Below are 14,907 nucleotides of genomic sequence, written 5' to 3'. Positions count from 1 at the left end.
CATTTGCTGGCAAATCAATTAGCAAACTATCGCAGCCAAGCTCGCCGCCCGGAAGGCGGCCCTCACCGGAGGCTTACTTGCCAAGCGGCAAGGAACGGATCGGAAGACGGCGCTGCCAGCAACAGAAAGAGTACTCCGCCAATGACCCATGCAAGCGCAATGTCAGCGATGGCCTTGCACAGAGCTGGAAACAATACCGTCATTCCGCATGCCTAACGTTCCTCGACGGTGAACTGATAGCCGTAGTCCACCACATGCCCGTCTTGCGAGAGCACGCGGTAATGAACTGAATAGCTGCCCGGCCTCATGTCAGATACTGCCGTTACCATGCACTTCGGATCATTGCCTGCTTTCAAATCGCCGAGCGTTAGCGACTGACCGTTGGCGTTCTTGAGCTCCACTTTCGAAAACTTGAGCTCTATGCGTTCGTTGAAGCACAGTTCGATCTGCTGCGGCGAATGAGCTAACACTGCCCGGCTCGCGGGATCGGACTTCACGAGAGCGGCATGTGCACAGGCAGCCGTCGGCAGGCACACGAGGCCAACGCACAGCAACGTGATGCCAAGCGCTGATACCGGACGCCTGCTTGCGGACGAGAGTTCTTTTACCGTCCCTTGAATCAGCCTAGTTCGCGCCCTGCCGGTGCCGGCGGTCAAGTTTGGCGTGCCAGCATGATCGAGTGACGGCCCCGTCGCTACTCGGATGTAATCGCTCTTGTTTCCGTGTTTTTCGTGAGGCATGAGTGTGACCCTTATTGCCGGACAGCGGCCGACAAAGTGCTAGCTAGCTTTCCTTGCGCAACGTGGAGTACCAAAACAGGGCGGCTCCGGCTGCCAGCGTTCCTAGAACGATTGCGAAACTGTCCCTATATCGGACCCAAATCCCGTTGCCGTAACCAACCGAAAACGGAAATCTCGATACGTATTTCGGTCCGTCGCCGACTGTCACGAGGCCCACAAAGCGCCCGGATTCGGGGAACGTGTACTGAAACGATAGTGAGCCTGTCGGATATTGTTTTGGCGGGATTCGAAGGACGGCCTCGCTGTCTACGTCGTTGCCGGCGTCTCGCAACAACCGCACCTCGATGGGCAGATCACGTAGCACATCGCCGACGGCATCCAAGACGATGACCGTGCGGCCGATTTCCGGAATGTCCTCGCAAAATTCCTGATTCCCCTGCTTGGCCGGCTGGTATCCGGTAAAATGCATCATATAGGGCCCAGCGCGAAGCTTGCACACGTCTTTCTCCATCGATACTCCCCCGTGTGCAATCGCTGGCCGCGCCCCACTGCAGTCTAGGATCAAAGATGGAATTCCAAGCACTGCGGCTTTTACGATGTTCAACCCGCACCTCCTTTCGGATTCTCAGCCGTGCGGTTGTCGGGATCGGTGAATACAGGGACCATGGGGCCGCTGACGTTTGAGATGGTCCGTTTGCCGTGCTCGTCATAGAAGAACAACAGTCCTCCCAACGTGTTGTCGGGATCGTTGATCAGGCTACTCAAGCGCTCCGTCTCCCATGCCGCGTCGGCCGCTTCGATATCGACTGTCTTCGTTTCACCCGGCTTGAGCGCTCGGCTGTCGCTGACCTTAAGCCCATTCGGAGGAAGCAATTCCTTGGGGTAATTCGGATCCACCGTCGCCATTGCCTGGCTAACCTCATGGTTGATGAAGCGCTGATTGGAAGTTAAGAACTCGCCAAGCTGTGCTGACGTGCTCCCATTGTTCGTCAGTGTCACGTTCATACGAAGCGAGCGGCCAGGGACGTCATAGTTTGACTTGTTGACCACAACTTTGACCTGCTCAGGCACTTCCGGTAGGGGCTCGACGGTTGCGCGGGACCCCTGCAGCGGCACGGTCCTTGGATAAGCGGCGTCGGTCGCCTGAAAGCCGAAGAATACGATGAGAATCGTCGCCACGAGCAAACCGGCCCCAAATAGGCGATCGGTGCTGGTAACGAGCTGAGATCGATCGCCGCCTTTTTCCGTCAACGCGCGAAAACGCGGCAGCAGGAGCGGCCGGCGCAACCACCAGACAAGCCACACGATGGCGATCGCAACCCACAAGCCATGCCAGAAGAACACCCTGCCAAGGCCCCAGGTTTCGAGATTGTCGATAGTCTCGCCACTGAGAGTTTTGATTGGAAGCTTGAAGTCGCTTTCGTTCCCCGTCACCGCCAGCCAGTTTCCCGGTCCGAGCAGCGGCCCGGCTCCCATCACGTTGATCATCGGATGGACGTGATGGTGGCCTGGCACTCGTCCTTTGAGCACTGTTTTGAATTCATAGTCCCGGTTCAACTCCAGTTTGGTGGACTGAATTGCTGGGACGCCATTAATGTAGCTCTCGGTTCGGGCTAGCACCGGGCCCGGCGTCCCGTTTCCCAGAAAGGCCGCTTCGGGAAGGGGTAGGTTGACTGGCCAGATCGGGAAGAGTCGGAACTTGCCGGTGACAACGATTTCACCGTTCACGGGAATTTCGTTCGTGCTCCACTTCACATCGTAAAAATGAGCCGTCCGCATCCGCAGAAACGGCTCCTGATTGCGCTCACCATGCGCCAGAGCAGCATCTGGGACGAAGGTCAGTATTCCGATCTGCATGATCGCCGCGGCTGCCGATAAGATTACACGCACGCATGAGCTTTTGCGGAAACAGAATGTTCTCATTTGGAGTCCTCCACAGTCCCAGCAGGATCATTCGGCTGCGACGAAGCGCCCTTGCAGGCTGGTGCCGTCTATGGCTTTTTGGGCTGTCTCAGCTGGCTCATCCTTATCGGTGAGCCCCATGAAATTTTTCAGGGTGTTTGGCGTCGTTACCACACGAGCGAGGAGCATTCCGATATGCCACCACGCCAAATACATCAGTATGGATACGAACGCCGAGAAAAAGGACGCGATAATGGCTGAGTGGCCACCAAAAGTTCGAAGCGTGCCCCGCTCTATCAGCCGGATATACTCAGGCAGGGCGGTGCGGGTGAAGGCATAGCTGATGTAATCGCCCACGGAAACAAGCTGCCCCATCACTTCTACGGGTAGCCGATATGGCGCCAGCCAAAACCAGTTGGCCGGGTAGAAAAGCAGTGCGAATGCAAAGGCGCCGGACATCGCCGTGAACAAGAAATTCCCGGTCAGCAAAAGAGCGACATCGAGGACTAGTGCGCCAGGTATCAGCAGCGCTGGAATGACCTCGCTCATCGGAAAGTACGACCACAGGTGGAAACCGAAATATCGATTTATCCACTGACCGAACAGGAGACAAACGACCGCAAATGTAGCGGCGATTGGAAGTCTAAATTTCGTCCAAAACACATACTGCAAAGCTGCAGGGAATGTTATGGCCATAATTGGAGTCAGGGTGACCCACCACTGTCTGTCTTTCCAATCGATCCACATATCCCAGTCCCCTGCGGTCAGCATGTAATGAAGGTGGAATGCGCCGGAGACGGCCAGAAAAAGGATGGCGGCGACGAGAAGGTCAAACACTCTTGAGATTCTTGCTGACTCTTTAGGCCATTCGAGCCCATACAGTCTCACAGACGTTCCTCCTTGCATGGCTTCCTCCTAATTCTTTTACCGAGTTGAGATCGACCTTCCTGGAAACCGACGCCCGACATGATTACAAGACGGCATGCTTTGCACATGCCGGGCTGTCAGCGATTAATGGTTCATAAGCGGTTTCAGCGCTGGGTGGCGACCGAAACTTCGTCCTCTCGGGAAAGCCGCCCGATCACTTCAAGCATGTGCATCGCGATCTGGATCAGGAGCCCACCCAAGGCCAGCACACTCCAGCCCATCACGACAAAACCCCAGTGCAAGGGATAGGAGAACACCTCTTCCATCAGGAAGAAGGCATGGCCCCACTCGTTGTAGCCCAAGTTCGGCAATATTAGAAACGGACCTACAACCGTGAGCACGAATGGAATTGAGATCTGCGTTGCGAACTTCGGCAGCCTCGTCATCGCGTACAGAAATGATCCCACGCCAAACAGCACGTAGAGTGGCATGGTGCCGTAGAACAGCACGATGTGACTCGGCGTGAAGCTTGTATCCCGGACCACAACCTGATGCCATGAGGCGTCCTGCTCGGCAAAGAAGCTGGTAGCGAACCAGACGCAAAAGGCATAGACGAAGATGAACAGGACCAGATTGAAGTAACGCCGGAGCTCTTCCCGCGGTTTGAGCGCGCCAAGATTGCGGTCTCGCGTGAACCATAGATACGCCCAGGTCACCACCCAGAGCAAAGGGATGACGCTAAGCTCAACCTTCAGCAACGTCATCCAGGCGGCATCGAACGCGGGCTCAGTCGAATCCAGGCCGGCACTCCAAGCATAGACCTGCTGAAAGATGCGCCAGAACACCATCAGCGCTAGCACCGCCAGAGTGACTCCTGCTGCAAGTTTGAAATTCGCCAACGGCTGAGTACGGTCCTCAGCGGCAGACTTGGCGTTATGAGTCATCGTGATCGACATCTTGTCTCCTCCTTGAGATTGCCTCAGGTGTGGTGTTGTTTACGAGGGTAGCGCTCACTCCGATCGTTGACCGCAAGGATAGGATCTGTCTTCAAGCTCCCAGCTTTCTGGTTACCCCCTTGCGAACGGCGCACGCATACATGTTGATTTCGAGACCGACCGGTAATTCGACGATTTTTGGGGCTTTCCAGCTCATATCGATTTGCTCCTGGTTAGATGAATGCGGCGCAAAAAGTCGCGAGGACACGAGGTCCTCGCAGTGGGGGAGAACTCACCGAGTGCGCGGCAAGTGCTCGGCGAAAAAGAAACCCATGATCACGCCATCCCTACCACCGCGCGCTGTGCCATCACCCTGATGAGATTGGCGCGATAATCCGACGATCCGCAGGAATATGATCTGACTCTTGCCTCGCCCGCTGCTGCTCTTGCAAAGCAGCGTATTGATGCATCCAAGCGCCCGTATTGAACGATTCGTTATAGTTGGACTCCACACCACTCTCCCTAGATGAGGTAAATCTTCATAGCTGACCCGGAGCTAAGCCGTTCGCTCAGTCGACGACCGCAACAAAGCCAAAGAACGACAGTCCTCCTCCTTCTCTGTTCGCTCATTACCCGCACCCTCCTTTTGAAAGAGCGGTGCGGCACGTCGGGTTTGAACCTGGCCCGTGTAGACGCAAGACGGTCCGCTTTCATCTCAAACAAGCCGTCCTGCTCCGGCTTCAATTTGGAAATTGGCCGCGCGTTCGGTCTCAGGTTACAACCTCACGCCACGTACGAATCAAGCCTTGATTGAGGTATGTGCAAGTGTCGAGAAAGCGGGTCCGCCTCGCGCTTCTTTCGTCGGAATCCGCAGAGGATCATTAACTTGCGGCTCGACGCGTGCACATACCTCAATCAGCCTCGCCATGACCGGCAGCAGCGTGTGGCCGCCGGCGAGATGCTTCAAACAAAGAGGGCGAGTCGTGGGTCATCATACCGAGGCCTTTGTCGGAATCGATACGTCAAAATTGCGTAATGCAGTAGCAGTTACCGATAGCGGCCGTGGCGGCGAAGTCCGATATCTCGGGGAGTTTCCTGCCACGGAGGCGGCGATCCCGAAGCTCATGGCAAAGCTTGCAGCGAAATACCATCATCTGACGTTTTGCTATGAAGCAGGGCCGACGGGATATGGTCTCTACAGACTGCTCAAGAGCCTCGGCCACGAGTCCCTGGTGGTGGCCCCCTCGCTCGTTGCGAAGAAGGCCGGCGATCGGGTGAAGACGAACCGGTGCGATGCCGTAAGCCTCGCCAAGCTGTTACGCGCGGGCGAGCTCACCGCGGTGTGGGTGCCGGATGAGCGGCTTGAAGCCATGCGCGATCTCTCGCGCGCCCGTCAGGCCGTGAAGAAGGACCTCCAGGGCAAGCGTCAGCAGATCTCGTCCTTGATGCTACGGCTGGAACGCATCTATCCGGGCAAGGCGACCTGGGGACCAGCCCATATGAAATGGCTGATGGCGCAGAAGATCGAGCATCGCCAGCAGCGCTTAGCATTCGAAGAGCTACTTGAGGGGATACGCCAGGAAAGCGAGCGCGTCGAGCCTTTGGAAAATGCCATCCGCGAGACGGTGCCCGAGTGGTCGCTGGTCGAAGTTGTCGCGGCCCTACAGGCAGTGCGTAGGATTGATCGCATTGCGGCTGTGTGGGTGCTGGTCGAGATCGGTGATCTCTCTCGCTTTCAAAATCCGCGCGAGCTGATGGGCTATCTGGGTCTCGTTCCCTCAGAAAGCTTAACCGGTGACAAGGTCAAGCGCGGCGGCATCACGAAGGCCGGTAATGGACGGGCGCGACGCATTCTTGTCGAGGCGGCCTGGAGCTATCGATATCCGCCGCGCGTGAGCCGAGACAAGCAGCCAAAGGTGGATGCCGCACCGAGGCGCGTGCGCGAAATTGCGTTGAAAGCGCAAACCAGGCTGTGCGGGCGCTTCCGGTCACTCGAGCGGAAGGGCAAGCGGCGAACCGTAATCGCCACCGCGATTGCCCGCGAGCTATCCGCCTTCATTTGGGCGATCAATCGCGAGCTCATGCCACATCGACAGGCGTAACGTCGTCGCGAGGCCGTGGACCGCTCGAGTCGTGAGGTGCGCTCGACCGGCCCACAGTCCCCTCCGTTGTAACCAAAATCGGGGGGATAGTCGCAGACATCAATCGTGCAGAAGTGAAGGCGCGAAAATTCGAGGCCTGCTCCCCTTCGCCTGACCAAACTTCTGAGCGGCTGAGTGAGGATATTCCTTTGAATTTGCTACCCGTGTTCGTCCTGCCGGGATCGCCATCTCATTTTGCCGCAGTCTTCTCAATGTCTGAGGTTGATTTTGGCTCACGTGGTTTGAAGATGAGCCAACAGCTGTACCCGAAATGATCTTCGCACCGGCGTTCTCCGCCAGCTGGGGATTCAGATTTCGCGAGGGCGATTCAGAAATTTGTCGCTGCTTACGCAGGCGTGGTGCAGAGAGTTCAATGAGTTCGGCTCTCTTGATACGCACATTCTTGCTAAGACGACCGCGAAAAATGCGGCTCAAACTGAAGCAGAGTCAGCGATCAGACGAAGAGAAGACAAACGGGCCGGGCAAGCATCACGCGCTCCTCGGAGCCCCCGCCCGCCCCTCCCGCGACTGGTCAGAGCGAAATCCCGCTTCATCTGTGGACGCCCCGCAAGATGCAAGCGGTTTTTTTGAGAAGATCGGCACGTAGTCGGATGCTGCCATCTGTCCGGCCTCTGATGCAGTGATGGAGCTGCGGGCCCGTATGGGAGTTCGCGGACCGGATCCTCGGAATTTTGAAGGAGCACGAGGCTGGCATTTCGGTCGCCGATCTGACGCCAGCATTTACAAATGGAAGGCCAAGTTCGGCGGAATGGACGTCTCCGAGGCCAAGCGGCTGAAGACACTGTGGTCTTCAACAGCGTGGTCTTGCCAGATCCCGAGCTACCTACGAGGTGCGACGAGCGAACCTTGCTTCACGTCGAGCGATATGCTGGAAACGGCAGCACTCCGTCCTCCATCCATCGTAGGACTTCGACACAGCATCGATCGCGATATACGGCACGGATGCAGTTGGATTCGAAATCGGCAAAGCTGTCATGAGCAAGGCGTCCCTGTAGACGATCGACCTGACAGCAAGGGACCATGAAGGGAGTCAGGGCATGATCCACTCGGTTGCCCGGTTCTCTGGCTCAGACCCGCGGCTGTGTACGGAAAACAAGCCCGTCACGGCTCCAACGCGACCCGCACGCCCTCGTTGCCTTCAATATGAACATAACGGGGCCCGATCGGCCGCCCCCTGCCGCTGGCGACAGTGACGATGTCTTCCAAGGGGGCGACGAGAGCATCCGCTTCGGGGCGGGACAAGATCAGATCGGCGTGAAACAGTCCCTCCGATTCAAGACCATTCGCATCGACGCCAAGAGCCGCCAAGGCGGCCAGACTACTTTCGAATTCCTCTGCATCGCGAAAGCGACGCTGAATAAATGTCGCGCCGGTCAGGCGTTCCGTCACAAGGCCATGCTTCGCGAACGTCGCAGCCAACGAATCGAACGGGAACATTCGCAGCACGAAGGAGATGATCCATGGCCGCTGCTCTGTTGCATCGAGGATTTTGCTGAACGTCTTTTCGGTGACGTAGCCGATGCAACCCGTCGACATGATGACATCAGCGGAGCGGATAGCACGCGCGCTGTCCGCCGATAGCGACTCACGTTCAAGATCGGCGACAATGCCCTGTTCAAGAAGACCAACACCCGTTGCATAGCTGATCGCCGGCGCCGATATATCGAGACCGATAAATCGCGCCAGGCCGACATCCGGCCAGGACGCATAGAAACTGCGATCGAGACGCACCAGTGTCTCGGAACTAATCGCCCTCATCTCGCGTCGCGCGTAGCGGTGACGCAAGCCGCCGAAGGTCAGCGGAAACCGATGCACCGCGGCGTTGATGCCATATGAACAGCCAACATCGAGCACGGTCGGCCTAAGGCCGGTTGCCGAAGCTTTCGCTGCCAGAATTTGGCGCACCACCGGCTCGGCCACGTCCGGAATCATATAATCTAGGTCTCCCAGCACAGAGAAATATGCCCTGGGATCATCCAAGGCATAAATATCATCGAAGACGGCCTTAGACTGATTGATGCGCGAAAACTCTACTCGCAACCCGATGTCTCCCATTTCACTTTACAAGCCACTCGACGGCTGCTGCCTTCGAGTCATCGGCGTCTTATTGCAGAGATTGGCCGATGCATAAACCCCATCGCACTTCGTCGGTCTTGCTTGCGAAGCAGAGGATCTAGCCTCCTATCGCAGAGCACGTATGAGAAGATGAAGTGGTTCCCCAAGGCGACCACGAGAATTCTTCGCATTCAAGTTGCGACTTTGAGAGCTTCTTGAGCGTCGAAAGGCAGCGATTTGCCATGACCACACGTTGATTGCACGATTATGGAGCGAGCAAGAGCTGTGCGCTGCATCGCTCGATCCTGCCGATCGTCATCGGCCCGACCGTTGGACGCGACAATGCTGAGATAATCCTGGATAGGAAGCGTACCGCCAATTCATTTCGCCATCGCCGAGGTGGTAAGCACCGTCCACCTTCGCCTCCGGTCACGCACGAGGAGGCACTTCGGTGTAACCGACCTAGTCCGCAAAGCATTCAACACAGCAGAGGCTTGACAGCCACCTTCAGAGAATTCTTCTTGATATTAACGAAACGAAGCATTTGTGCGGCTAGCTAGGGGCTAGCCCTTCGATGGCTTCGCTGCGGCCCGTCGCTCAGCGGTGCGACCGTCCTGCAATTCGAGAGGCCGTGCCGCCACAACGGTGGAAAAATCGGCACGCGGTGCGTCGCCGTGGCGCATGCACCGCGTGCCGCCGAAGCTCGTGCCAGTGCGCGGGCGACCAGCTTGCCGATACTGGTCGCCTCTTCCACGAGCATCAGTAGGTTGCGTATGCCGCATCCACCTGACGAGAAGCTGACGGGGCGGCCACTTGCGTCTGGCTGGTCCGGAGGCAGCCATGACGATAATTGAGCTGTGCGAGACCTATTGCGCGCTGGAGGTGCAAATCACGCGCCTTCGTCGGCGATCTGGCTCCTGATGCGCCCGGCGCGCCGCCATCGAGAGCGGCGAGCATTTCGCCGCGCAAGCGCCGGACGGCACCAGCATGCGGACGTTTCAGGAGATCCAGGCGCTATGGGACCAAGGACGACGCGCTGACGGTCGAGGTCTTGACGGCTACCGATCAGTTCGATTTCAACGTTCGTCGTTGCCGCTACGCCGAGACCTATCGCGAGATGGGCCTCGGCCCTATCGGCCATCTTCTGTCATGCAACCGGGACGGCGCCTTCTGCGAGGGCTACGATTCCCGGCTCAAACTGACGCGCACGCAGACGATCATGGGAGGCGCCGATCATTGCGACTTCCGCTATCGCCTGGAGGAGAGGAGCGATTTCTCGAAGGAGAGCTAGACTCCCTTAGTCGCTGTTATGGCAATCGGGGTTGATCCATTGGCGGCGCGTGAGCACCTCCATAAGGTGGTTCTTACGCCAACGCCAAAGATCGAAAACATATTCGGTACGACCAATGCGGCACACGTTCATGTCCGCCACCTGCATCGCCGCCACAATCATCATAACGTCGTTTCGCCGCGCATATCGGAGCTGAAGCATGGTGACAAGATCTGTCCCGGTGCTGGGCTATACCCTCATTATCTTCGTCGATCATGCGAAAACATGATGACCGGCAAGACTATGACCAACGACAAATCGCGACAACAAAGGCTGCTCATGCAATCATTTTTCTGCGAACATTGCCGACGAGGTTTTAGACGATCTGCGCTCGCGTCTCAAACGCACGCGGTGGCCCGACCAGATCGAGGGGCAGGATTGGCGCCAGGGCACCGAGCTCAACTTCCTTCAGCACTTTTGCGAGTACTGGGCGGAACGCTTCGACTGGCGGTTGGCTGAGGTCCAACTCAACACCTTGCCACAGTTTCGGGCAGTGGTCGACGGCGCGGGTCTCCATCTAGTGCATGTTCGTTCGGAGAAGCCTGACGCGGTGCCGCTGCTCCTCGTCAACGGCTGGCCGAGCTCCATATTCGAGTATCTCCACGTTATTCCGCGCCTGACCTCAGCCGGCTTCCACGTGGTCGCACCCGCGCTGCCGGGCTACGGCTTCTCCGAACGGCCAACCAAACCCGGCATGAACGGCACTCGTATCTCAGCGCTGTTCGTCACGCTTATGAGCGATCTCGGCTATGATCGTTTTGTGGCGCACGGTAGCGACTGGGGCTCCCTTGTTGTCGACCGGATTAGGCGCCATCATCCCGATCGGCTCCTGGGCATGCACTTGAGCAATGTCAATTGGAACTACCCGCACCCTGAGTATCCGACGCCCGAGGAGCAGGCCTACTTTGCTAAAGTGCAAGGCTGGCAGTTCACCGAAGGAGCATATGCCCTGATCCAAGGTACCAAGCCGCAGACGCTGAGCTACGGCCTCAATGACAGTCCGGCTGGCCTCGCCGCATGGATCATCGAGAAATATCGAAGCTGGAGCGACGGCGACGTTGAGCAGCGCTATGGGCTCGACGGTCTTTGCGCGAACCTGACCTTGTATTGGGCGACCGGTACGATTGGGTCTTCGATCAGACTTTATGCCGAAAGCTTCTCCGATCCTGAGCGGCACGTCCCAACCGAGAAAGGCACGGTGCCAGTTGGCGTCACAGTATTCCCGAAGGATATCCTACCTGCGCCGCGTTCGTGGGGTGAGCGCTGGTTCAATATTGTTCACTGGAGTGAAGCGGCCAGCGGCGGCCACTTTGGCGCTTGGGATGAACCCGAACAGTTCGTCCACGACATTCGCACATTTACCGATCGAGTGCTTGGTGGAACTAGGTCGCCGTCAGATCCGTAAATTGGAGAGCGGCGAGCCTCCTCACCAGCCCTCCGTCGACCTCACTAAGACTTGGTTTTCACAACTGGCGTTAGTCACGATATCGGATTGGAATGTCCAAGAGCCATCGCCTGTTCGACCTTATGCAGATACTGCGCAGTCACCGGCGACCGGTCGCGGGGCTAGAACTTGCTCGTAAAGCCGGAGTGTCTCTGCGGACCATTCGTCGGGATATTTCCACGCTGCGCGCCATAGGCGCGGACATCGATGGAGAGGCAAACATCGGCTATGTTTTGAAGCCCGGCTTTTTGCTGCCTCCTTTGATGTTCTCGGAAGAAGAGATTCATGCTTTAGCCCTTGGCGCTCAATGGGTCTGCGGACAAACAGACGATAGCCTCGCTGGCGCTGCCCAGAACGCGCTCGCCAAAATTGACGCGGTACTGCCGTCGGACTTACGCCGTCACCTTCACGATGGCCCCTTTCATGTCTCCCCGAAACCAACGCCGCCGACGTCGGTCGATCCAGCCGTGCTGCGACAGGGTATGAGCCAACAGTGCAAAGTCCTTCTGGCTTATCGCGACTTTCACGGCGCTGCGACGGAACGAGTAATTTGGCCGATCTCGCTCGGATTCATAGAATCCCAGCGATTTGCCGCGGCTTGGTGCGAGCTACGTCAGGATTTTCGAGTATTCCGTGTTGACCGAATGGAGCGGGTAGAACTCCAGGCCGATCGCTATCCAGGTCGCCGACGGGACTTAGTCAAACGGTGGCGCGCGCTGGTCACAAGCAAAGACGTGGACATTCGTTCTTGAGCCGATAGAATTGGAGAGCGGAGGCGGCTTTGCCCGATCCCGCCCAAGGTTCGAACCCAGACAATGTACTCCCTTCGGTAAATGATGATCAGCCTTCAAACGTTCCTTGTATTCCTTGCGGCAGCGATAGTCGTGGCAATCACGCCGGGACCCGGCATTTTCTACATCGTAGCAAGAACGCTTGCAGGTGGAAGAGCGGAAGGCCTGGCGTCAAGCGTCGGTCTTGGTCTCGGCGGCCTAGTACACGTTATCGGAGGCGCCGTCGGAATATCGGCGCTCATCATGGCCAGCGCCGAGGCATTCACGGCAGTGAAGATAGCGGGCGCTCTCTACCTCATTTGGCTTGGGGTGAAGGCATGGCGTGAAGCGCGCATCGTCGAACCTGCCGAGGTGCAGACGACCGGCGCGCACCGGGCCTTTCGCGAAGGCATCGTCGTCGAGGCGCTCAATCCGAAGACGGCCGCATTCTTTCTCGCGTTTATTCCGCAGTTCGTCGACCCATCCGCGCATGTCGCCGTGCAGTTTATCGTGTTCGGCCTCATCTCGGTCGCGCTCAATACGAGCGTGGACTTGATCGTGACCCATTGGGCCGCACGGGCGAAGGATGGTTTTGCCAAGCGACCGTCATTTATTAGAAGGACGCGGCAAGCATCCGGCGCCGTCATGTGTGGGCTTGGAGCGACCCTGCTCTTTGCCCGCCGCACGGGCTGATGCCCTCGATCGCCTTTGTAGCGACTAGTGCCGATGCTGGCTCTGCCGTATCACCGTCAGCTTATGCTGTATGGTGGATTCGAACAGGACGCAATCACCAGGACTGAGGACCTCCTTGCGCTTTCCGATGTGCAGCTCGATGTTGCCGGTCAGGATGCCTCGCCTTCGTGATGGCTCATGATACGCCCGCGCTGGGCGGTCCGCCGAGTGCCTCGGCAGTGTTGACCGTGCGTGGCGACCACATGTGAGAGCAGGAGCAGTTCTTTATTGAGTTAGGGAACTCCGTGCGGTCTTTGGCCAGCAGCTTGCCCTGCTCGGGTACCTGTACAGCGTGGACATCGAAGAGAGCCTTGCGGCGATCCTTCCGCCGGCGGCTTCCTAGAGCCAAGCGTGAATTTCGCGCTAGGGCATCGCGGACGAAGATCCTATGACGATTGGGACGGTGATCTCCGATCGGCGACAAGCTCACAGTGTTCATGCTCGCTTCGCGGGTAACAACGCAAATTCATTTCATCGACAGCTTCGCGAGCGTCAACATAGAGTCCGGTTTAGCGCGCGCACGGTGAGGCCGTGATCGGACGACAACAACATTTGCGAGCCAGACCATGAGCAAGCGGCAGCTTTCCCTGAACTTCTTCATCTATCCGGACGGTCATCACGAGGCCGCCTGGCGTCACAAGGCCTCGACGATCGACCGCATTCTCGACGTCACCTACTATCAGGAGCTGGCGCAACGCGCCGAAGCCCACAAGTTCGACGCGGTCTTCTTCGCCGACGGCCCGGTGCTATCGGACAACGTCCGTTACGCGCAACGCTTCCGGCTGGAGCCGATCACGCTGCTCACCGCGATCGCGTCCGCCACGACGCGCATCGGCCTTATCGCGACGGCGTCGACGACCTACACCGAGCCCTACAACCTCGCACGGCTGTTCGCTTCGCTCGATCACATCAGCGGCGGGCGGGCCGGATGGAACATCGTGACGACGAGCTCGCCGCAGGCCGCGCAGAATTTCGGACTGCCCGAGCACCCCCCGCATCACGAACGCTATGAGCGGGCGCGGGAATATCTCGATGTCATCACCGCCCTGTGGGACAGTTGGGAAGACGACGCGCTAGTCAATGACCCAGTCTCCGGCATTTTCGCCGACACCAGCAAGATCCACACGATCGACCACATCGGAAAGCACTTCCGCGTGCGCGGTCCGCTGAATATCTCGCGGACGCCGCAGGGCCGGCCGGTCTATGTCCAGGCCGGCTCGTCCGAGGACGGACGGGCCTTCGCCGCGCGCTTTGCGGAAGCGATCTTCACCGCGCACCAGACCTTGGCGAGCGCGCAGGAATTCTATGCCGACATCAAGCGCCAGGCGCGCGCATTCGACCGCAGCTCGGATCAAATTAAGATCCTGCCCGGCATCTCTCCGTTCATCGCCAGCACGCAAGTGGAAGCCGACCGCCTCCGGGAAGAGTTCAATGCGCTGATCCAGCCGGAATTCTCGCTCACCCAGCTCCGCCAGATGACGGGGCTCGACCTCACCGGCTTCGATCTCGATGGCCCCTTCCCGCGCCATTCGATCGACATCGATGGTGCGCATGGCATCGCAAGCCGCTTCAAGCTCATCGTCGACATCCTCGATCGCGAAAAGCCGACGATCCGTCAGCTCGTGCAGCGCCTCGCCGGTGCGCGCGGCCATTGGGTCATCGCTGGTCCGCCGGAGAAGATCGCCGACAATATCCAGACCTGGTTCGAGAATGGCGCCGCCGATGGCTTCAACGTCATGCCACCATGGCTGCCGGGAGGATTTGATCTGTTCGCCGAGCAGGTCGTACCGATTCTGTGCAAGCGCGGCCTGTTTCGTCACGAGTACACGGGCACAACCCTGCGCGAGCACTACGGCCTTGACCGGCCAAACAGCTTGTTCTCCAGCCGCATCCGAGCAACCGCATGACCGCACTGCTCGTTAGCGGCGCCCTTCCGCCAGATGTCGCCGTTTCTGGCGCTATCTAACTAC

General features: G+C 58.1%; 12 protein-coding genes and 3 pseudogenes. 7 read left to right on the top strand and 8 right to left on the bottom strand.

The genetic code is table 11. The features are described from left to right. Positions 1-212: 212 nt before the first annotated feature. The 6 genes from SO156_RS40325 to pqqA all read right to left on the bottom strand — a co-directional run bounded on the left by SO156_RS40325 (position 213) and on the right by pqqA (position 4,661). Positions 213-740, bottom strand: a complete 528-nt coding sequence (locus SO156_RS40325; protein WP_498538661.1) for a copper resistance CopC family protein — start codon at positions 738-740, stop codon at positions 213-215. Between the two features lie 43 nt (positions 741-783). After that, positions 784-1,251, bottom strand: a complete 468-nt coding sequence (locus SO156_RS40320) for a hypothetical protein (RefSeq protein WP_438101693.1) — start codon at positions 1,249-1,251, stop codon at positions 784-786. A gap of 89 nt (positions 1,252-1,340) precedes the next feature. Next, positions 1,341-2,663 (bottom strand): bacterial ammonia monooxygenase, subunit AmoB, encoded by a 1,323-nt coding sequence (amoB, locus tag SO156_RS40315; protein ID WP_498538660.1) that lies wholly within the window; start codon positions 2,661-2,663, stop codon positions 1,341-1,343. Positions 2,664-2,690: 27 nt separating this feature from the next. After that, the gene (amoA, locus tag SO156_RS40310; protein WP_498538659.1) at positions 2,691-3,548 is read right to left on the bottom strand and encodes a bacterial ammonia monooxygenase, subunit AmoA; all 858 of its coding nucleotides are present in this window, start codon (positions 3,546-3,548) and stop codon (positions 2,691-2,693) included. A 125-nt stretch (positions 3,549-3,673) separates the two neighbouring features. Continuing rightward, positions 3,674-4,465, bottom strand: coding sequence for a bacterial ammonia monooxygenase, subunit AmoC (amoC, locus tag SO156_RS40305; protein WP_498538658.1), 792 nt, complete (start codon positions 4,463-4,465; stop codon positions 3,674-3,676). Positions 4,466-4,556: 91 nt separating this feature from the next. Then, positions 4,557-4,661 carry a pyrroloquinoline quinone precursor peptide PqqA gene (pqqA, locus tag SO156_RS40300; RefSeq protein WP_498538657.1) on the bottom strand — a complete coding sequence of 35 codons (105 nt, stop codon included), beginning with the start codon at positions 4,659-4,661 and terminating at the stop codon, positions 4,557-4,559. Between the two features lie 766 nt (positions 4,662-5,427). Between pqqA and SO156_RS40295 the strand changes: the two genes are divergently transcribed. Both SO156_RS40295 and SO156_RS40290 read left to right on the top strand, forming a co-directional pair. After that, on the top strand, positions 5,428-6,546 hold the full coding sequence (locus tag SO156_RS40295) for an IS110 family RNA-guided transposase (RefSeq protein WP_498538666.1): 1,119 nt from the start codon (positions 5,428-5,430) through the stop codon (positions 6,544-6,546). A 719-nt stretch (positions 6,547-7,265) separates the two neighbouring features. Next, positions 7,266-7,390: pseudogene (locus SO156_RS40290) on the top strand (IS3 family transposase); the annotation flags it as partial. Positions 7,391-7,707: 317 nt separating this feature from the next. Here SO156_RS40290 and SO156_RS40285 read toward each other — a convergent pair. Then, positions 7,708-8,661 carry a class I SAM-dependent methyltransferase gene (locus SO156_RS40285; RefSeq protein WP_498538656.1) on the bottom strand — a complete coding sequence of 318 codons (954 nt, stop codon included), beginning with the start codon at positions 8,659-8,661 and terminating at the stop codon, positions 7,708-7,710. 927 nt (positions 8,662-9,588) lie between these two features. Between SO156_RS40285 and SO156_RS40280 the strand changes: the two are divergent. After that, positions 9,589-9,952 (top strand): annotated as a pseudogene (locus SO156_RS40280) (L-2-amino-thiazoline-4-carboxylic acid hydrolase); the annotation flags it as partial. 6 nt (positions 9,953-9,958) lie between these two features. On the opposite strand, the gene SO156_RS40275 reads toward SO156_RS40280, so the two are convergent. Beyond that, on the bottom strand, positions 9,959-10,117 hold the full coding sequence (locus SO156_RS40275; RefSeq protein ID WP_498538655.1) for a hypothetical protein: 159 nt from the start codon (positions 10,115-10,117) through the stop codon (positions 9,959-9,961). Positions 10,118-10,289: 172 nt separating this feature from the next. Here SO156_RS40275 and SO156_RS40270 point away from each other — a divergent pair. From SO156_RS40270 to SO156_RS40255, 4 genes and pseudogenes are all read left to right on the top strand, one after another. After that, a pseudogene (locus SO156_RS40270) lies at positions 10,290-11,396 on the top strand (epoxide hydrolase family protein); the annotation flags it as partial. A gap of 92 nt (positions 11,397-11,488) precedes the next feature. After that, positions 11,489-12,187 carry a helix-turn-helix transcriptional regulator gene (locus tag SO156_RS40265; RefSeq protein ID WP_498538654.1) on the top strand — a complete coding sequence of 233 codons (699 nt, stop codon included), beginning with the start codon at positions 11,489-11,491 and terminating at the stop codon, positions 12,185-12,187. A gap of 84 nt (positions 12,188-12,271) precedes the next feature. Continuing rightward, the gene (locus tag SO156_RS40260) at positions 12,272-12,898 is read left to right on the top strand and encodes a LysE family translocator (protein ID WP_498538665.1); all 627 of its coding nucleotides are present in this window, start codon (positions 12,272-12,274) and stop codon (positions 12,896-12,898) included. Positions 12,899-13,503: 605 nt separating this feature from the next. Further along, the gene (locus SO156_RS40255; protein ID WP_498538653.1) at positions 13,504-14,844 is read left to right on the top strand and encodes an LLM class flavin-dependent oxidoreductase; all 1,341 of its coding nucleotides are present in this window, start codon (positions 13,504-13,506) and stop codon (positions 14,842-14,844) included. Positions 14,845-14,907 lie beyond the last annotated feature (63 nt).

It is taken from the genome of Bradyrhizobium sp. UFLA05-125, from assembly GCF_059803515.1.
The sequence above is the reverse complement of the archived record's forward strand: the minus strand, read 5'-3'. Positions and strand labels throughout refer to the sequence as shown.